At 40.3% G+C, this 19,296-nt stretch carries 21 protein-coding genes; 6 read left to right on the top strand and 15 right to left on the bottom strand.

Annotation, left to right across the window (positions count from 1 at the left end):
- Positions 1-48: 48 nt before the first annotated feature.
- From DPV95_RS06035 to ccmA, 6 genes are all read right to left on the bottom strand, one after another.
- Positions 49-1,998 carry a heme lyase CcmF/NrfE family subunit gene (locus tag DPV95_RS06035; protein ID WP_005699952.1) on the bottom strand — a complete coding sequence of 650 codons (1,950 nt, stop codon included), beginning with the start codon at positions 1,996-1,998 and terminating at the stop codon, positions 49-51.
- On the bottom strand, positions 1,998-2,528 hold the full coding sequence (gene ccmE, locus DPV95_RS06040) for a cytochrome c maturation protein CcmE (RefSeq protein ID WP_005695599.1): 531 nt from the start codon (positions 2,526-2,528) through the stop codon (positions 1,998-2,000). Before ccmE ends, DPV95_RS06035 begins: the two co-directional genes overlap by 1 nt.
- Positions 2,525-2,728, bottom strand: a complete 204-nt coding sequence (gene ccmD / locus DPV95_RS06045) for a heme exporter protein CcmD (RefSeq protein WP_005699972.1) — start codon at positions 2,726-2,728, stop codon at positions 2,525-2,527. Before ccmD ends, ccmE begins: the two co-directional genes overlap by 4 nt.
- A gap of 29 nt (positions 2,729-2,757) precedes the next feature.
- Complete coding sequence (locus DPV95_RS06050) at positions 2,758-3,498, bottom strand: heme ABC transporter permease (protein WP_005695597.1); 741 nt, start codon at positions 3,496-3,498, stop codon at positions 2,758-2,760.
- Between the two features lie 67 nt (positions 3,499-3,565).
- The gene (gene ccmB / locus DPV95_RS06055; protein WP_111406804.1) at positions 3,566-4,231 is read right to left on the bottom strand and encodes a heme exporter protein CcmB; all 666 of its coding nucleotides are present in this window, start codon (positions 4,229-4,231) and stop codon (positions 3,566-3,568) included.
- 6 nt (positions 4,232-4,237) lie between these two features.
- Positions 4,238-4,879 (bottom strand): cytochrome c biogenesis heme-transporting ATPase CcmA, encoded by a 642-nt coding sequence (ccmA, locus tag DPV95_RS06060; RefSeq protein WP_065242994.1) that lies wholly within the window; start codon positions 4,877-4,879, stop codon positions 4,238-4,240.
- 284 nt (positions 4,880-5,163) lie between these two features.
- Here ccmA and sodA point away from each other — a divergent pair, with 284 nt between their 5' ends.
- Entirely contained in the window at positions 5,164-5,811 is a 648-nt protein-coding gene (gene sodA, locus DPV95_RS06065) for a superoxide dismutase [Mn] (protein WP_049364993.1), read from the top strand.
- Positions 5,812-5,863: 52 nt separating this feature from the next.
- On the opposite strand, the gene DPV95_RS06070 is transcribed toward sodA, so the two are convergent.
- The 7 genes from DPV95_RS06070 to rlmN form a co-directional block, all read right to left on the bottom strand.
- Positions 5,864-6,307 (bottom strand): methyltransferase family protein, encoded by a 444-nt coding sequence (locus DPV95_RS06070; RefSeq protein WP_049371903.1) that lies wholly within the window; start codon positions 6,305-6,307, stop codon positions 5,864-5,866.
- Positions 6,308-6,358: 51 nt separating this feature from the next.
- Complete coding sequence (locus DPV95_RS06075; RefSeq protein ID WP_049367064.1) at positions 6,359-6,973, bottom strand: YfgM family protein; 615 nt, start codon at positions 6,971-6,973, stop codon at positions 6,359-6,361.
- Positions 6,974-6,991: 18 nt separating this feature from the next.
- Positions 6,992-8,263 (bottom strand): histidine--tRNA ligase, encoded by a 1,272-nt coding sequence (hisS, locus tag DPV95_RS06080; RefSeq protein ID WP_111406805.1) that lies wholly within the window; start codon positions 8,261-8,263, stop codon positions 6,992-6,994.
- 9 nt (positions 8,264-8,272) lie between these two features.
- Positions 8,273-9,379, bottom strand: coding sequence for a flavodoxin-dependent (E)-4-hydroxy-3-methylbut-2-enyl-diphosphate synthase (gene ispG / locus DPV95_RS06085; RefSeq protein ID WP_111406806.1), 1,107 nt, complete (start codon positions 9,377-9,379; stop codon positions 8,273-8,275).
- Positions 9,380-9,396: 17 nt separating this feature from the next.
- Positions 9,397-10,425, bottom strand: coding sequence for a RodZ domain-containing protein (locus DPV95_RS06090; RefSeq protein ID WP_111406807.1), 1,029 nt, complete (start codon positions 10,423-10,425; stop codon positions 9,397-9,399).
- Between the two features lie 74 nt (positions 10,426-10,499).
- On the bottom strand, positions 10,500-11,042 hold the full coding sequence (pilW, locus tag DPV95_RS06095; RefSeq protein ID WP_111406808.1) for a type IV pilus biogenesis/stability protein PilW: 543 nt from the start codon (positions 11,040-11,042) through the stop codon (positions 10,500-10,502).
- Positions 11,043-11,111: 69 nt separating this feature from the next.
- The gene (gene rlmN, locus DPV95_RS06100) at positions 11,112-12,260 is read right to left on the bottom strand and encodes a dual-specificity RNA methyltransferase RlmN (protein WP_111406809.1); all 1,149 of its coding nucleotides are present in this window, start codon (positions 12,258-12,260) and stop codon (positions 11,112-11,114) included.
- 302 nt (positions 12,261-12,562) lie between these two features.
- On the opposite strand from rlmN, the gene DPV95_RS06105 reads away from it, so the two are divergent.
- The 5 genes from DPV95_RS06105 (at position 12,563) to DPV95_RS06125 (ending at position 17,050) form a co-directional block, all read left to right on the top strand.
- The gene (locus DPV95_RS06105) at positions 12,563-13,438 is read left to right on the top strand and encodes a D-alanyl-D-alanine carboxypeptidase family protein (RefSeq protein WP_049367069.1); all 876 of its coding nucleotides are present in this window, start codon (positions 12,563-12,565) and stop codon (positions 13,436-13,438) included.
- Positions 13,439-13,591: 153 nt separating this feature from the next.
- The gene (locus tag DPV95_RS06110; protein ID WP_049364985.1) at positions 13,592-14,473 is read left to right on the top strand and encodes a metal ABC transporter substrate-binding protein; all 882 of its coding nucleotides are present in this window, start codon (positions 13,592-13,594) and stop codon (positions 14,471-14,473) included.
- A complete protein-coding gene (locus DPV95_RS06115) occupies positions 14,473-15,369 on the top strand; it encodes a manganese/iron ABC transporter ATP-binding protein (RefSeq protein WP_049385015.1) in 897 nt (298 codons plus the stop codon). The genes DPV95_RS06110 and DPV95_RS06115 overlap by 1 nt, the downstream gene beginning before the upstream one ends.
- A gap of 3 nt (positions 15,370-15,372) precedes the next feature.
- Positions 15,373-16,224, top strand: coding sequence for a metal ABC transporter permease (locus DPV95_RS06120; protein ID WP_049369424.1), 852 nt, complete (start codon positions 15,373-15,375; stop codon positions 16,222-16,224).
- Positions 16,217-17,050, top strand: coding sequence for a metal ABC transporter permease (locus tag DPV95_RS06125; RefSeq protein ID WP_243583161.1), 834 nt, complete (start codon positions 16,217-16,219; stop codon positions 17,048-17,050). The genes DPV95_RS06120 and DPV95_RS06125 overlap by 8 nt, the downstream gene beginning before the upstream one ends.
- Positions 17,051-17,083: 33 nt before the next feature.
- On the opposite strand, the gene rlmC is transcribed toward DPV95_RS06125, so the two are convergent.
- Positions 17,084-18,256 carry a 23S rRNA (uracil(747)-C(5))-methyltransferase RlmC gene (rlmC, locus tag DPV95_RS06130; protein ID WP_111406810.1) on the bottom strand — a complete coding sequence of 391 codons (1,173 nt, stop codon included), beginning with the start codon at positions 18,254-18,256 and terminating at the stop codon, positions 17,084-17,086.
- Positions 18,253-19,296, bottom strand: coding sequence for a beta-N-acetylhexosaminidase (gene nagZ / locus DPV95_RS06135; protein WP_111406811.1), 1,044 nt, complete (start codon positions 19,294-19,296; stop codon positions 18,253-18,255). The genes rlmC and nagZ overlap by 4 nt, the downstream gene beginning before the upstream one ends.

The following is a 19,296-nucleotide window of genomic DNA, read 5'->3' on the forward strand; positions in this document are numbered from 1 at the left end:
ATCAATTTACATCTATTTTTAGGGGCTTAATTTAGCCCCTCATCACGATTAAGACTGTTTTACCAAACGACTAAAACGGTAACGACGGTCAAACATACAGAGCAAGCCACCTAATGCCATAAACAATCCGCCAATCCAAATCCAACGGATAAATGGTTTATAGTAAAGGCGCAGCGCCCATGAGTTATCATCTATCTTTTCACCCAAGGCGACATAAAGATCGCGAGTAAAGCCCCAATTAATTGCTGCTTCCGTCATTGGCATTTTACTGACGGTATAAAAACGTTTTTCGGCAAATAATGTTGCTTCCAGTTTACCCGCTTTTGAAATGTCGATTTGTGCTTTACCGCCCATATAGTTAGGACCATTTGCATCACTCACGCCTGCAAATTTGAAGTCATAGTTAGCAATCTGTACCGTATCACCCACAGCCATTCGCACATCACGTTCTACACTGAAGTTTTGGCTAAAGGCAATTCCCCAAACGGTCATCGCCACACCAAGGTGAGCCAAAATCATCCCCCAATGGGAACGAGAAAGTTTGGTAATACCTTTAAAGAAAGATTCGCGGTGTGTTGCACGTTGTTTCATTTCGTAGAGACTCAGTAACACAATAATGACGGACATCATGGTACCAAGCACAGCACTGACGGTGAGTTTATTTTGTAGGAAATACGGTAAAGCAAAACCTGCAATCGCCATCACAATGACACTCACAACAACCGGTGTACGAATTTCAGAGAACTGATCGCGACGCCATTTTACTAACGGTCCAATACCCAATAATAAGGCAAACGGAGTCATAATAATCAAGAACATTTGATCAAAGAATGGTGCACCGATCGAAATAGATCCCAAACCTAATTGTTTGTGAACTAACGGTAATAACGTTCCTAAGAACACCACACAAAGTGCGGTCATTAATAGGATGTTATTTAATAATAATAAGGTTTCACGAGAATAACGTTCTGCATTATCACGTGAGCGAATTTGGTTTCCTTTGTAAGCATACAAGGTTAAAGAACCCCCAATTACCACAACCAAATAAGCAAGAATATATAAACCACGTGTTGGATCTGAAGCAAAGGCGTGTACTGACACCAAGATACCGGAACGAACTAAGAATGTACCCAGTAAGCAAAGTGAGAAAGCAAGGATAGCTAAAAGTACAGTCCAAGCTTTAAAAGAGCCACGTTTTTCAGTCACCGCTAAAGAGTGGATTAATGCGGTTCCCGCAAGCCAAGGCATTAAAGAAGAGTTTTCTACTGGGTCCCAGAACCACCAGCCGCCCCAGCCGAGCTCATAATATGCCCACCAAGAACCAAGCACGATCCCGAGTGTTAAAAACACCCAAGCTGCCATCGTCCAAGGGCGTGACCATCTAGCCCAAGCTGAGTCTAATTTTCCCGTCATTAATGAGGCGATCGCAAAGGCAAAAGCCACAGAAAAACCAACATATCCCATATAAAGTAATGGTGGATGGAAAATTAAGCCCACATCTTGCAACATTGGATTGAGTTCTCTGCCATCTACTGGGAAGTCAGGGAATGTACGGGTAAATGGATTCGAGGTAAATAATACGAAGAGTAAAAAGCCGATGCTAATAATCCCCATAATACCTAATACACGAGCCACAGCTTCTTGTGGCAAGTGTTTGCTAAATAAGGCTACTGCAGCCCCCCAAAGGGTTAATAACCAAATCCAAAGTAATAATGAGCCCTCATGTGAACCCCAAACGGCAGATAAACGATAATAAATCGGTAAGCTACTGTTAGAGTTATTCACCACATATTGCACACTAAAATCATTGACGGCAAAAAGGTAGAACAATGCTGCAAAAGCAATGGTTAAACTGAAAAATAAACCATAAGTCATTGGACGAGCCAATGACATTAATTGAGGGTGATCTTTTTCTGCGCCCCATAATGGGAAAATCGCTAAAAAGAATGAGACGGCAAGACTTAAAGCAAGCGCATAATTTCCTAATTCAGCAATCATTAGCGACCTTCTTGCGATTTTTGCTGGGTTTCTTTATAACGACGATCGGCTTCACTCTCGCCTTTTAATTCTGCCCCCATTGGTTTATGCACTTTCTGCATTTTCTCACCCAACTCTGGTGGCACATAATTTTCATCATGCTTAGCAAGCACTTCTGTTGCTTCCAATAAGGTTGGCTCTTTTAACACACCTTGCGCAACAATACCTTGTCCCTCACGGAAAAGATCCGGCAGAATACCTTCGTACTCTACTGTAATTGATGGACCAATATCATTTACATCAAAGCGAACTTTGAGACTTTTCGGGTCTCGACTAACGGAGCCTTCGACCACCATACCACCAACACGAATACGTTGCCCAACTTCAGGTTTTTGGTCAGGATTTCCATCTTTCCCTTCTACGACTTCCGAAGGGGTATAAAATAAATCAATATTTTGGCGAAGCGCATAAAGCACCAAACCTGTCGCAATCGAAATACCTAAAATCACAAAGATGATGATCGAAAGTCTTGATTTACGTCTTGGATTCATAGGGTATTTCCTTTATTTGCTTGGTTTAAACGTGCCTCACGTTGTTGCTCGCGTAACACTTCTTTTAATACGGCTTTACGCCCCTTGACGCTTTGTATCGCCAAAATAATCATTGCCACAAGGCTAATGCCATAGGAAAGCCACACATAAAAACCGTAGCCTCCCATATTGATAAAATCACTCCAACTTTGGAAAAACATTTTCCGCTCCCTAAAATAAAAATAAAAAACTATTTCAGCTTACTTGCTAACTCTTTTACCCATGGGCGTTTGCTGTCTTCTTTTAGCAATTCAACGCGGTAACGCACAAGCGTAAACCAAATGGATAAAAATAAAAATCCAAAAATACATAAAATCAGTGGAATTAACATCGGTGTTGCAATCGACGGTTTTTCAAACTTCGTGATACTTGCCCCTTGATGTAAGGTATTCCACCACTCTACGGAAAAGTGAATAATTGGTAAATTCACCACACCAACAATACACAAGATACCCGCTGATTTTGCACCCACAGCACGATCAGAAAATGCAGAATAAAGCGCTAATACACCGATATATAAGAAGAAAAGAATGAGTTCTGCAGTTAAACGCGCATCCCATACCCACCAAGTTCCCCACATTGGTTTGCCCCAAATTGCACCTGTTACCAAGGCAATAAAGGTAAACATTGCACCAATCGGTGCCATGGCTATCATTGAAAGATGAGCGGCTTTAATTTGCCAAACTAAGGCAATAATGGCAGCCACAGCCATAGAACCATACACACCCATTGACCAAATCGCTGCCGGCACATGGACATACATAATTCGGAAACTATTGCCTTGCTGATAATCTGCCGGCGCATAAGCTAAACCCCAAACGATTCCAACAGCCAATAATAAAACCGCAATCACACCAAAAAATGGACTTAATTTGCCACATAAATGATATTGGGTTTCATGTTTTGCGTAAGGATGTAACCACTTCCACATAAAAGATCCTTAATTCAAAAAATAAAAAACAGTTAAAAATCTGACCGCACTTTCACCGTAATGATGATTAATTATCTAAACTAATTCGTAGTGCAGCGGCAATAGCAAAAGGCGACAACGTTATCGCACCAGCCAAAATTGCACCTAAAATAGCAAGCTGCCCACCATAAGGGAGATTTAACGCAGCGGCGTCTAAAATTGCTGAGGCAAAAATTAAAACCGGAATGAATAATGGTACCACAAGCAAACTCAGCAATACGCCACCTTTACGCAAGCCCACCGTCAATGCCACGCCAATTGCACCAATGCAGCTTAAAATCGGTGTGCCTACTAAGAGTGTAAGCACCAATGCCCACCAAATATTCACTTCTAATGAGAGTAATAAAGCAGCAATCGGAGAAAGTAGAATCAACGGCAAACCTGTTAACAACCAGTGCGCAACGACTTTTGCAAGTGCCGTTAAAGCTAAAGGTTGAACCGTGAGCATCAATTGTTCTAAAGAGCCATCAATAAAGTCATCTCGGAATAAGCGCTCAAAAGACAGCAACGCAGAAAGCAATGCCGCCACCCAAGCGATTCCTGGTGCGATGCGAGAAAGTAACTTAGGATCCGGCCCAATGACTAATGGAAATAACGTGATGACGATTAAAAAAAACCAAAGTGGGTTTAAAATTTCCGCTTGCTTACGTGTCGCAATCTTCAGCTCTCGCTTTATAATCTGTAAAAATATCATAAAAATCTAAGGGTTATATTTATAATCAGCAAGATTGATTTTCTTTAATAGGCTACTTGGTACTTCTTGATGGCTCGTTAAAATCACCATTCCACCTTTTTTAGCATGATTTTCAAAAAGTGCGGTCAAAACTTCAACCCCTTTTTTGTCTATTGCTGTAAAAGGTTCATCCAAAATCCAAAGTGGTGCTTCTGAGATCCATAATCTCGCCAAGGCAATGCGCTTTTGCTGACCAGCTGAAAGTTGAGCTGCCGGCAAATCTTCACGTCCAAGTAAACCTACTGTTTCCAAGACATCCCATAAAATATCGGTGCCTTGTTGGCTTTGACTAATCTGCTGATAAAATTTTAAATTTTCCCATGCGGTTAATTCAGGTTTCACGCCAGAATGATGACCGAGATAAAGCAGCTGATGATGGTATTCTTCGCGTTGTTTTGTGATCTCGTCTGAATTCCACCGCACTTTACCTTCTACTGGTTGTGCAAGGCCTGCTAAAATCCGCAATAAACTTGTTTTACCGATACCATTGTGCCCTTCAATTTGCACGAAATCACCACTTTGAAATTGCAGTGAAAGATCAGTGAACAACACGCGATCGCCACGTTGGCACGCTAATTGTTCTAATTGAAGTTGATGAGCAGGAAACATAGTCTCAGCCTTAAAAATAAAATCTTCTGAAAAATCAGCGGGTATTCTACCACAAGGGGAAATTTTGACGAGATTTTAAACCCCTCAGAATATAACCATTTAGAAGTAGATCGGCATGTTTATTGATTTAAAACAAACTAAATTTTCCTAGCTTTTTCATCGGATAATCAAATAATTAAAAGATTTGATGATCTAAATCAAATTTTCTGCTACTATTTAGTTATTTTTTGATGTTGTTTTATCAAAAAACATTACCTTAACTTCATTTAAAAAAGGAACATATTATGTCTTATACTCTACCTGAATTAGGCTACGCTTATGATGCGTTAGAACCACATTTTGATGCACAAACAATGGAAATTCACCACTCTAAACACCACCAAGCCTATGTAAATAATGCAAATGCCGTGTTAGAAACTTTACCTGCTGAATTTTCTGAAATGTGTGCAGGTCAATTAATCAGCCAATTAGATAAAATCCCTGCTGAAAAACGTACGGCATTACGTAACAACGCAGGCGGTCACGCAAACCACAGCTTATTCTGGAAATCATTGAAAAAAGGCACTACTTTACAAGGTGATTTAAAAGCCGCTATCGAACGTGATTTCGGTTCTGTAGAAAACTTCAAAGCTGAATTTGAAAAAGCTGCAGCGACTCGTTTCGGTTCTGGTTGGGCATGGTTAGTAATTAACCAAGGTAAATTATCTGTTGTTTCTACCGCAAACCAAGATTCTCCATTAATGGGCAAAGAAATAGCAGGTTGTGAAGGTTTCCCACTTTTAGGTTTAGACGTTTGGGAACACGCTTACTACTTGAAATTCCAAAACCGTCGTCCAGACTACATCAAAGAGTTCTGGAACGTAGTGAACTGGGATTTCGTGGCAGAGCGTTTAGCTAAAAAATTAGCAAACTGCGGATGTTCAGCTAAATAATCGCTTTTTAAAATGTAAAAAATCGCCTTTTTTTAGGCGATTTTTTTATTGGTTAAATCCAACGTCTGACTTTTTTCTTATAAGCTAAATAAGACTTACCAAACTTCTTCTCTAACCAGTATTCTTCAGGTTTAATTTGCCATTGAGTGATGAAATAAATAAACAGAAAAACACCTAGAAAACTGACCGCACTTTGCAAATAAACCGCCCATGCAACTAGCAAGCTAGCTAAACTTAAATACATTGGGTTACGGCTAAAACGATAAATACCATTTGCCACAAACACATCACTTTTTTCTAAGTGAATTGGGTTGATATTCGCTTTACTTTTATAGAATTGCCAAAGGCTGAAAAAAGCGATGGCAGAAGAAACCAATACAATCGAATAAACTGCTAATGCATTGATTTTGAACGGATAAGGATTGGGTAAATATGCCATGACAAGTGCACAACCAATAAAAATGACGGGAGGCGGCACAAGAGGTTTCTGAATCATCAGATCAAAAATCCAACAAAAAAGCCCGAAAAATTCGGGCTAATTAAAATATTACAGATTATTTAATTTCATCTGCGCCATTTGTTTCTCTAACGGGTTACCGCTTTTTTGTGCATTCTCAAAGCTTGATTTAGCACCATTCACATCACCTTTTGCGACTTGAATATCACCCGCTAAAAGATCTTTACGCGCACTAAAGCCTTGGCTTTTCACTTGATTTAGACTTGCTAATGCGGCATCAAATTGACCTTGTTGGAATTGCACAGCTGACAAACGAAGTGCCGCAAGAGATGTTAAGATATCATCTTGTGATTGAGCAATCGCTTGTTTCAAGCTGTTTTCAGCAGATGCGTAATCTTGTTTTGCAACGAAACCTTTTGCTTCATCTAATAAACTAAATACCGCATAGCTGGTTTTATCATGCGCTTTCACAAATTCAGCCACTTTAGCTTGTTGTGCTGCGGCATCTTTATTTGTGGTATAAACTAACGCATCATATTCAGCAGACGCTTGCATAATTTGATTAGCTTGATAAGACTGCCAATAACGCCACCCCAACATCCCGCCTACGCCAAGAATAAAAGCGGCAATAATGGCTTTGCCATTGTCTTTCCACCACTCTTTTAACTGATTCAGTTCTTGTTCTTCTTCAATGGTATATGCCATTTTCCTATCCTTCTAAAATTAAAATTGGGCTTTCACGTGTTCAATTAAATTAGCCACATCAATGGTTTGCTGCTCTGCTGCGCCAAGTAAGTGTTTTACCACAACTTGATTATTTTGCACTTCACTTTCGCCAAGTACAAGAGCGAGAGTCGCACCAGACTTATCTGCGCGTTTAAATTGTTTTTTAAAGTTACCGCCGCTGCAATGCAACATAGTGCTTAAGTGCGGTAATTCTGAGCGAAGTTTTTCAGCGAGTTGGAATGCGGCTAATGTTGTGCCTTCACCTTGATAAACAACGTAAATATCTACCGCACTTTTTACCGGAATCGATTTATTCACTTCTTGAACAAGTAGCACTAAACGCTCTAAGCCCATTGCGAAACCGATACCACTGGTTGCGTGACCACCAAGTTGTTCGACTAAGCCGTCATAACGTCCACCACCACATACGGTGCCTTGTGCACCTAATGCAGATGTCACCCATTCAAATACGGTTTTATTATAATAGTCTAAGCCACGAACCAATTTTGGATTAATTTCATATTGAATGCCAACCGCATCTAATAAACCACATAACTGTGCAAAATGCTCGCGACTTTCATCATCTAAATAATCCAATAATTTTGGCGCGCCGTCCAATACATCTTGTAATGCTTGATTTTTAGTATCCAAAATACGTAATGGATTTTTTACAAGACGTTCTTTCTCTTCTTCACTCATTAAATCTTGGTAATTTTCTAAGAAAGCTACTAATGCAGAACGATAGTTTGCACGTGCTTCTAATGAACCAATCGAATTTAATTGAAGAGAAACATGTTGATCAATCCCTAACGCTTTCCACAAACGCGCCGTTAAAATAATTAACTCAGCATCAATTTCAGGGGTTGCGATACCAAAGACTTCTACACCTGCTTGATGGAATTGACGGTAACGACCTTTTTGTGGACGCTCGTGGCGGAACATTGGTCCCATATACCATAAACGTTGCTCATTATTATAAATCCAACCGTGCTCAATCGCAGCACGCACACATCCAGCTGTACCTTCAGGACGAAGTGTTAATTGCTCATCATTATCCCAGAATGTGTACATTTCTTTTGAGACAACATCGGTCACTTCACCGATTGCACGAGCAAATAATGGTGTGCTTTCCACGATTGGCATACGCACTTCTGAATAGCCGTAGCTGCTTAAAATTTGACGAACCTGTCCTTCAATCCATTGCCAAAGTGGAGATTCAGTTGGAGAACAGTCGTTCATCCCACGAATTGCTTGAATATTTTTTGTCACGAGTTTTCCTTAAATAATTCGATTTTTGGGATCTTGTTGTGCAACTTTCGCACGAATTTTAGCTTCTAATTGGTCAATAATCGCATCATTATCAAAACGTTCTTTTTGACGCTCGCCGTCTAAATAATAACCGCTTTTCTTATTACCACCGGTCACACCAAGATCAGACACTAATGCTTCACCTGGACCATTTACCACACAACCAATAATAGACACATCCATTGGGGTGATAATATCCTCTAAACGTTGTTCCAGTGCATTCACCGTGCCGATCACATCAAACTCTTGACGAGAACAAGTTGGGCAAGCAATAAAGTTAATCCCCCGAGAACGAATACGTAATGATTTCAAAATATCAAAACCAACTTTGATTTCTTCCACAGGATCGGCGGCTAAAGAGACACGTAAGGTATCACCAATACCTTCCGCCAACAGCATACCTAAACCAATTGCAGATTTCACCGCACCTGCACGTGCGCCGCCCGCTTCCGTAATACCTAAATGCAATGGTTGTTTAATCGCTTTTGCCAGCAAACGGTAAGCTTCCACCGCAAGGAAGACATCAGATGCTTTTACGCTCACTTTGAATTGATCGAAGTTTAAACGATCTAAAATTTCAACATGGCGTAATGCTGATTCCAATAACGCTTCTGGTGTTGGCTCGCCAAATTTCTCTTGGATATCTTTTTCTAATGAGCCTGCATTAACACCTATACGGATCGGGATATTTTTATCACGTGCGCAATCCACCACAGCTCGAATACGATCTTCACGACCAATATTGCCTGGATTAATACGCAAGCAATCCACCCCATATTCAGCCACTTTTAACGCAATACGATAGTCAAAATGAATATCTGCTACTAATGGCACATCCACTTGCTGTTTAATGATTTTAAACGCTTCGGCTGCATCCATGGTGGGTACAGAAACACGCACGATATCTGCACCAACACGTTCCAAGGATTTAATCTGTGCAACGGTCGCTTCAACATCCGTTGTGCGAGTATTTGTCATGGATTGTACAGCAATCGGTGCATCGCCACCGATTGGTACATTGCCCACATAAATTTTTGTCGATTCACGACGCTTGATAGTAGGTTTTACTGCTGACATTCTTTCGTAAATTTTCGTTAAGGTTTTGGTAATTTAAATTTAGCCACACGGCCATCAACGGTAAGTGGATACGCTTCGCCTTTATAAGTAATACGAACGTTACCCGGCGCACCGATAATCAATGCATAGTCGCTACCATTAAAGGTTAAGACTTCGCCTTGTTTATATTCTTTTTGCGCTAATACTTTACGGTTCTGATCTTTCACACTAATCCAGCTTGAATTTTTGGTAATCTCAATAACGAGATCGCCTTTCGCTGTTGTTGGTGTTTCAGAAATAGCTGGGTTTTCAACCGCACTTTGCGCATCGGGCACGGTTGGCTCTATTGTTGGTTCTGTGCTAGGTAACGTTTGTTCCACAACCGGTGTTTTAGCTTGTTCAACGGTAGGTGCTGAAGTTACTACAGTTGAAACTTCTGCTTTTACTGATTGAGCTTGATTTTCTTGAGTATTTAAAACAACAGGTTCAACAGCATTATTTTTTGCTTCCGCTACAGGCGCTGTTCCATTATTTGACGTCGCAGGCTGACTATTTATCGCGACTGGAATTTCATTTGAATGAGTAACTGGCACCTCTGCTATCTTTTCTTTTTCAACATAGGTTTGTACTAAATTATCACGTTCTTCGTTGGATTTTTGATAATTCTGCCACCACCATAACCCTGTCATCCCAACAGCCGCAAGTAAAATAATGGTTGTGAGTGTACCGACCCAGCGACTATGAGAAGAGTATTGGTTAACTGAACGCGTCGCACGTGCATTTTTACCTAAATCATTTTTGTATGCTTCACCAAAGGTCAAATGCGCCCATTCGCTCTCAGGAATACGTAAAAATTTTGTATAACTACGTACATACCCTTTCATAAAAGTTGATGGCACATTTTTTTGGACAAATTCATTATTTTCTAATTTTTCCAAAATACTTGGGCGCAAAGAAATCGCCTTTGCAGCATCTTCTAGAGAAAGATTCAATGCTTCTCGAGTTTGGCGAAGTTTATCCCCAAAGGAGATTTCAGTTGTTTCGGATTGTTCAACAGTTGTATTCATAGGTATAAAATAAAAAAATAGCAATAAAAAACTAAATGCTAAATTCTAAAGTCGAAAGGGGCTTTTGGCAATGATTATTTGAGTGAGCAGAGTTTTTCCGCTCTAGAAGGATCAACTTGACGCAATTTATCCAATGCCTGTTGATAAACATCGGTTTGTTTTCCAGCAAAAGCACAAAGTGCTATGTTTTCGTAAGTATCGGCTTGATGATAATAATTTGGTGCAGCAAGTGCAGCATTAAATTGTGAATAAGCTTGTTCAAACTCACCTTGCCCACAGAGAAATGCACCAAAGTTGTTATACACATCGCCTTGCTTATCGTCTAATTTAATCGCTTGCAAATAAGCTTGCTGCGCTTTTTCTGTATCGCCTTGTAATTGATAAAAATGTGCAAATGCAGAATGCACAAGGTAATAGCGTTCATCATGTTCAAGGGCTTTATCTAAATTCAGTTTGGCTTGAACAAAATCATTTTGTTGAAGATAGCCTAATGCCAATTCAACGCGAGCTTTTGCGGCTTGTTGTTTATTAAAATCAACGGAAGACTGAGAGACACAAGCAGAAAAAACAAAAGGAAAAATGACCGCACTTAGAATGTTAATTGGGATTAATTTCATCTTATCACTCCTCTCTCTTATCACTCTTATCCGGGCAGTTTTCCCTTTACAAGTATTGCTATATTTAGCTTAGTTAACAGCTTTCACGTCAATACCTTCACCAAACTTACGCTTCATTGCTGTACGTTTAGTTCGGTCGATGACATCACCCGCCAACTGACCACAAGCGGCATCAATATCATCACCACGAGTTTTGCGCACAATTACCGTAAAACCGTATTCCATTAAGGTTTTTTGGAAACGATCGACACGGCTATTTGAGCTTTTACCATAAGGCGCTTCAGGGAATGGATTCCATGGGATCAAGTTGATTTTACACGGGGTATTTTTTAATACTTTGGCTAATTGATGCGCATGCTCTGTGCCATCATTCACGTGATCTAATAACACATATTCAATTGTCACTTTACCATGATTCGCATTCGATACTTCTAAATATCTATGCACCGAATCCATCAGCATTTTGATGTTGTATTTTTTATTGATTGGCATAATTTCATCACGCAATTCATCATTAGGTGCGTGAAGTGAAATCGCTAATGCCACATCAATCTTATCGCGCAACATATCGAGTGCAGGCACAACACCAGAAGTGGATAACGTCACGCGTCGTTTAGATAACCCATACGCGAAATCATCCAGCATAATTTCCATTGCAGGGACAACATTTGCCACATTCAGTAATGGCTCGCCCATGCCCATCATCACCACATTGGTAATCGGACGAACACCCGTCACACCAAAATTACCAATAATTTTTGATGCACGCCAAACCTGACCGATAATTTCTGACACCGTTAAATTACGGTTAAAGCCTTGCTGTGCTGTCGAACAGAAAGTACAAGCTAAGGCACAGCCTACTTGAGAAGAGACACAAAGTGTTGCGCGATCTGCTTCAGGAATATAGACCGTTTCAACTTGCTGTTCACCTACCTGCATCGCCCATTTAATGGTACCATCCGCAGAGCGTTGCTCAACCGCCACTTCTGGCGCTTTAATTTCCGAGACCGCTTTTAATTTTTCTCGTAATTTTTTATTAATATTGGTCATATTGTCGAAGTTATCTTCGCCAAAATGATAAATCCATTTCACTAATTGATCCGCACGAAATGGTTTCTCGCCTAATTCAGCAAAAAACTCACGCATCTGCTGACGCGTTAAATCCATTAAGTTAATCTTTTTTGTATTCGTTTCGGATGAAAGGGGTTGTTCTAACATAAAGCCTCGTTATTACACATTACGGCGATGATGTTACTCATAATTGAGCAACAAAAAATTCGCATATTAAAAATGAGCCGAGATTTTACAGATTTACCGACAGATAAGCTAGCAGATTTAAAAAACAACGAAAATTTTGACCGCACTTATTTGCGATCCGCATCGCAAAAATCAAAAAAATGAAAGGGAAAAGTGCGGTTAAAAAAACTTCGAATTTTTTCTCTTTCATACATCCCACCCCCCTACAAAAACTGATAGAATGTGCACTTCGTTTTATTCTCTGAGTTAGCTATATTGAAGATATGTTAAAAAAAGTTCTTTCTGTATTGTGTTTAGTACCCGCAGTCGCAACGGCACAATCTTATATCGTATATGATTTCACCCATGATAGAGTGCTCGAAAGTAGCTCACCTAATCATGTGCAACCTATCGCATCCGTCACCAAGTTAATGACAGCGAATGTGTTTCTTGAAAATAATCGAAACGCAAATTGTACTGCATCGATTACTGACGATGATTATGATTACATTAAAGGCACACATACAAAATTACCAAAATACACGCCAATTTCTTGTAATGAATTATTAAAAGCAATGCTTGTTCATTCTGATAACTATGCTGCCCATGCACTTTCTCGCTCTGCGGGCATGAGTCGTTTGCAATTTATCCAAAAAATGAATGAGAAAGCACGAGAATTAGGCATGCGCTCTACTCGCTTTTCAGACAGTTCAGGTTTATCTGATAGCAACATTTCAAGTGCAATGGATTTAGTTAAGCTAGCCAAATACTCGCTCAATAAAGCACAAATCAAAAATCTTTCTAATATGCCAAGTGCCTTCATTCAAGCTGGCGGACGCAGCGTTTTTGTTAAAAACACCAATAAATTAGTGCGTGAAGAAGTGTTTGATGCGGCAATTAATAAAACCGGTTACATTCGCGAATCTGGCTATAATTTAGTCTTTGTGAATAAAAATCCATGTAATCGCGCGACCATTGGGGTGATCAGTTTAAATAACCATTCATCTGCGTTTCGTACTAACTTTACTAAAGGAAAATTGGAACAATACGGTTGTATCGCAGGGCGTAGCATGCACAACTTTACTGTTGATGAAGCCCAATATGAAGAAGGCTATGATGAAGCGGGTATGGATCGCCTAATTCAACAAGTTGGTGGTTAATCATTTCAAAAAGAGCGGTCAATTTTGCACAAAATTTTCCGCTTTTTAATTTTAATCACCTATCGATTTGATAATTATTTTCATTTAAAAAGCTTGTAAAAAATGATATTATTATGCAGAATGCTAATTCATCATTATTTTTAAGGAGATCTCATGAAGCATTTATTTAAAAGCCTATCTGTTATCGCTCTAGGTTTAGCAGCTTTACAAGCCGAAGCGAAATTTAAAGTGGTGACCACATTTACGGTTATTCAGGATATCGCACAAAATGTTGCGGGCGATGCCGCGACGGTGGAATCTATCACCAAACCTGGTGCAGAAATTCACGAGTATGAACCGACCCCTAAAGATATTGTAAAAGCTCAATCTGCTGATTTAATTTTATGGAACGGATTAAATTTAGAGCGTTGGTTTGAGCGTTTCTTCCAAAATATCAAAGATAAACCAGCCGTTGTGGTAACCGAAGGCGTCACGCCACTTTCTATTTATGAAGGCCCTTATAAAGATGCCCCTAACCCACACGCTTGGATGTCGCCATCTAATGCGTTGATTTATGTCGAAAATATCAAAAATGCATTAGTTAAATACGATCCGCAAAATGCTGATACTTATCAAAAAAATGCAGCGGCGTATGCAGAAAAAATCAAACAGCTCGATAAACCTTTACGTGAAAAACTCTCACAGATTCCTGCCGACCAACGTTGGTTAGTGACTAGTGAAGGCGCCTTTAGTTATTTAGCGAAAGATTACGATCTCAAAGAAGGCTATTTATGGCCAATTAACGCTGAACAACAAGGTACGCCTCAACAAGTGCGTAAACTTATCGATTTAGTGAAAAAAAATCACATTCCAGTGGTATTTAGTGAAAGTACCGTGTCAGCCAAACCTGCTCAACAGGTAGCGAAAGAAAGCGGTGCTAAGTACGGCGGCGTACTTTATGTCGATTCCCTTTCTGCTGCTGATGGCCCTGTACCAACTTATATTGACTTACTGAATGTCACTGTATCCACCATAGTCAAAGGATTTGAAAAATAATGACTGAACTGTCCGCTTCTATTTCCGTTAATGACGTAACCGTGCGTTACAACAACGGGCACACTGCAATTTATGATGTTACCTTTGCATTACAAGGGGGAACCATCTGTGCTCTTGTCGGCGTAAATGGGAGCGGAAAATCAACGCTATTCAAAAGCATCATGGGCTTAATTAAACCACAACAAGGCAATATTTCGCTTTGTGGTTTGCCAATTAATCGAGCTTTGAAACAAAATTTGGTTGCCTATGTGCCGCAAGCGGAAGAAGTCGATTGGCAATTTCCAGTCTCCGTTTATGATGTTGTCATGATGGGACGCTACGGCTACATGAATTTTCTACGTATTCCAAAGGCTGAAGACAAACAAAAAGTGCTCGAAGCGATGCAACGGGTAAACATCGAGCATTTAGCTGAACGACAAATCGGCGAGCTTTCTGGTGGACAGAAAAAACGCGTATTTTTGGCTCGAGCATTAGCACAGCAAAGTAAGATTATCTTACTCGATGAGCCTTTTACGGGTGTGGATGTTAAAACTGAAAATGCGATTGTGGAACTCCTTCGCCAATTACGTGCTGAAGGCCATTTAATTTTAGTCTCTACCCACAATTTAGGCTCTGTACCAGACTTCTGTGACCAAGTGGTGATGATTAACCGTACTGTGATTGCAGCCGGTAAAACGGAAGATACATTTAATCAGCATAATTTGGAAAAAGTCTTTGGTGGTGTATTACGACACATCAAATTATTAGGTGAAGATCTGCATAATGATGAAGATAAACGTGCGGTGACCGTTCTCACAGATGATGAACGCCCAGTTGTCTTCTATGGCGAAACCAAAAATGATCCGCCTGCAACGGCTGTTAAATCCTGTCGTCTGCCTCCGTCTGACAAGGAATAAGTCATGCTTGAATATTTACTGGAACCTTTCTCCTATGAATATATGCAAAAAGCCATGTGGATAAGTGCCGCAGTTGGTGGCATTTGTGCCTTTCTTTCTGCCTATTTAATGTTGAAAGGCTGGTCATTAATTGGCGACGCACTCTCTCATTCGGTGGTACCGGGTGTGGCGATAGCTTATGCCTTTTCACTCCCCTATGCTTTAGGTGCTTTTTTTGCCGGAATTTTAGCCGCACTTTCCATTTTATGGATCAAGTCCATTTCTAAACTCAAAGAAGATGCCGTTATCGGCTTTATTTTCAGCACCTTTTTTGCCTTAGGTTTACTGATTATTTCCTTGAATCCAACTTCAATAAATGTGCAAAATATTATTCTCGGTAATATCCTTGGTATTGCTGATGAAGATATTTATCAAGTAGCCATTATTATGTTGATTTGCTTGGTCTTATTGCTTATTTTTTGGAAGGATCTGTTACTGATTTTTTTTGATGAAACGCAAGCAATTACAGTTGGACTTTCACCACTGTTTTACAAAGTTCTCTTTTTTACACTCTTGAGTGCTTGTGTTGTTGCCGCATTGCAAACTGTCGGGGCGATTTTAGTGATTGCGATGGTAATCACACCAGGCGCAACCGCCTATTTACTTACAGATAAGTTCAAAACACTCATCAAAATTGCCGTAGCATTAGGCGCAATCACTGGTTTCGTCGGTGTCTATTTAAGCTATTATTTAGATGGTGCAACAGGTGGTGTCATCGTAACATTGCAAACCTTGTTATTTTTATTGGCTTTTCTATTCTCGCCTAAATACGGATTAATCAGTCAAAAACGACGTAAGGTGGTGGATTATGACTGAGATGTTCGCCATTTTCGTTGAGCCATTTCAGTTTGACTTTATGCAAAATGCGCTACTCACCGCATTAGTGGTTGCCGTGATCTGTGCACTACTCTCTTGCTATTTGGTGTTGAAAGGATGGTCATTGATGGGGGATGCCATTTCTCATGCTGTCCTACCTGGCATTGTCTTAGCTTTTTTAGCCGGTATTCCATTAGTAATTGGTGCGTTTGTCTCAGGTATTGCCTGTGCATTAGGTGTTGGTTATTTAAAAGAGAACAGCCGTATCAAAGAAGATACCGCGATGGGGATTGTATTTTCGGGGATGTTTGCCATTGGGTTGGTGCTGTTCACTAAAATCCAAACCTCACAACATCTTACACATATCTTATTCGGTAACGTATTGGGTGTAAGCCAACAAGAGCTGATTCAAACGGCTATTATCGCCTTGATCATTTTTATTTTACTTGGCTTAAAACGTCGCGATTTTCTACTTTATTGCTTTGATCCGAGCCATGCTCGCGTTGCGGGTCTCTCGCCTAAATTATTGCATTATGGCTTGCTCACATTACTCGCGCTTACCATTGTGAGTACGATGCAAGTGGTTGGGGTTATTTTGGTTGTAGCGATGCTAATTGCGCCTGGCATCACCGCGCTAACCCTGACGAATCGCTTCGATAAGATGCTTGTTATCGCGATCATCAGTGCTGTAACTGCAAGCCTACTAGGCGTGCTACTTAGCTATCATTTTGATGCGTCCACTGGTGCATGCATTATTTTGTTACAGGCCGTATTTTTCTTAATTGCCCTAGTTTATAGCAAGATAAAAATGCGGTTAAATTTCTAAATAAAAAAGCTAACAGAGATGTTAGCTTTTTTATTAGGAATTGAGTTTCAACAATATCAGTGCTTCATAATGCGCTGTATGCGGGAACATATCAAATAATTGAATTTGAGTAAGTTTATAATTGGTTAGATGCTGCAAATCTTTTCCCATGGAAATCGCGTTGCAACTAGAATAAAGAATAAAGTGCGGTTGCATTTCATTGAGAAATTCTGCGAGTTCCTTTCCGATGCCTCGACGCGGTGGGTTGACGATCACCAAATCGGGTTTATTTGCATCTTGTGTTAAAGCAAAATTAGCCGCATCCAAAGATTGGAATTTAACGTTGTTTAGCCCTAACACCTGAGCGGATTGAGTCGCCGCTTGAATAGCAGATGGGGAAATTTCAATCCCGGTCAATTCCACTTCTTGTTGATGTTTATCCTGTAAAGCTTTAGCGCAATGAAGTCCAAAACCTCCAACGCCACAAAAGAGATCCCAGAGTTTAGTAATTGATAAATCTTGCACCCAATCTTGCGCTGTTGCATATAGCCCTTGTGCTACCAGTGGATTCGTTTGGAAGAAACCTTGAGGGCGAATAAATAGCGGAATACCGTTAAAGCTCTCTGATAAGGTGTGCTGGTCCGTCAAAAAGATTTCTTTCTCGCCTTCTAAGATCGCAGCATGATTAGGTTGGATATTCACACTCACCACTTCAAGCTGTGGCAATTTTTCCAATAAACCTGCAAATTCACGTTGAATTAACGGCAATTTAGTTTCTGAACGCAATACAAAACGCAACATCAATTTTTTTGTATGTTGGCTTTCTGTGAGCAGAATATATTTGAGCTCACCTTTTTGCTTAGCCACGTTATAAGGGACTAAACCAGCGCGTCCAATGAAATCTTTTAAAATCGGAAAGAGTTCAGCAAAGCGTTGTGGATAAAGCGGACAATCACATAAATCCACCGCACTTTGTGGATCATTCGGGTCTTGTAAAATACCTAGAATGGGGCGTTCCACCGCGCCACTTACAACCATTTTCGCTTTATTACGAAAGGCCGACTCGGAGGAATAAAAAGGCGGATGCCAAATTAAATTATCACAATCTAATTTGGCAAGTTGTTGTTTAAGATGCTCTTCTTTCTTGGCGAGTTGCTGTTCATAAGGCATTTCAAGCCATTGACAAGAACGGCAATTGCCTTTTTGATAATGATGGCAATCAATCATTTAGAAGCAAGCCACTCTTGTTGAAGTGCGGTCAGTTTTTGATGATTTTCAATCCAACGCGAAGTTTTTGTGAGTTCTGACCAATCAAAGGATTTTTGTTTAAAGAGCGATTTCAAGCGAGTTTGGCGTGCTGCAAAATGCTCCGTTGTTTCCTCTAACTTGAGATTATCAAGCACTTGAATGACACCTTCACGCTCATTACAAAGCAATAATAAGTCACAACCAGCATTCAAGGCTTTTTCACTGCGAGCCACAAAATCACCCATAAAGCCTGCGCCTTTCATGCCTAAATCATCAGAGAAAATTGCCCCCTGGAAGCCCAGCTGTTTACGCAAAATTTCTTTTAACCAATAACTCGAACCACTTGCTGGTTGACTATCACATTGTGCATAAATCACATGAGCCGGCATAATCGCATCGAGCTTACTCTGTTGAATTAATTGCTGGAATGGCAAAATATCATGATTAAAAATCACGTCTTTTGCTCGCTCATCATAAGGCGTTTCAAGATGAGAATCAGCTAAAACATGACCATGTCCTGGGAAATGTTTTCCTGTTGTTGCCATGCCTGCTTGGTGCATACCATCAATAAAAGCAGCTGCCAAATTGACCGCACTTTTTACATCGCAGCCAAAACTACGATCGCCAATCGCACGACATTCATGCCCCAAATCCAACACCGGAGCAAAACTCAAATCAATATCTAGTGCCACCATTTCAGCCGCCATTTGCCAGCCCGCTTCTTTTGCTATTTGCTGTTGCTGAGTTGAATCCTCAACTAATGCCGCAAAAGCCTGCATCGCAGGGAGCTGAGTGAAACCTTCACGGAAACGTTGCACGCGACCACCTTCCTGATCGACCGTGATCAATAAAGGCTTTTTCACTCGTTGACGAATGGATTTGATTAGCGCTTGAACTTGCTGACGATCATAAAAATTGCGGGTAAATAAAATCAAACCGGCAACTAAAGGATGTTCCAGTAATTCAACTTCTTCTTGTTTGAGTTCATAACCTTCAAGGTCAATTAATAATGTGGACAT

Origin of the sequence: Haemophilus parainfluenzae (genome assembly GCF_003252755.1) — a bacterium.
In the GTDB taxonomy this organism is placed as follows: Bacteria; Pseudomonadota; Gammaproteobacteria; order Enterobacterales; family Pasteurellaceae; genus Haemophilus_D; species Haemophilus_D parainfluenzae_N.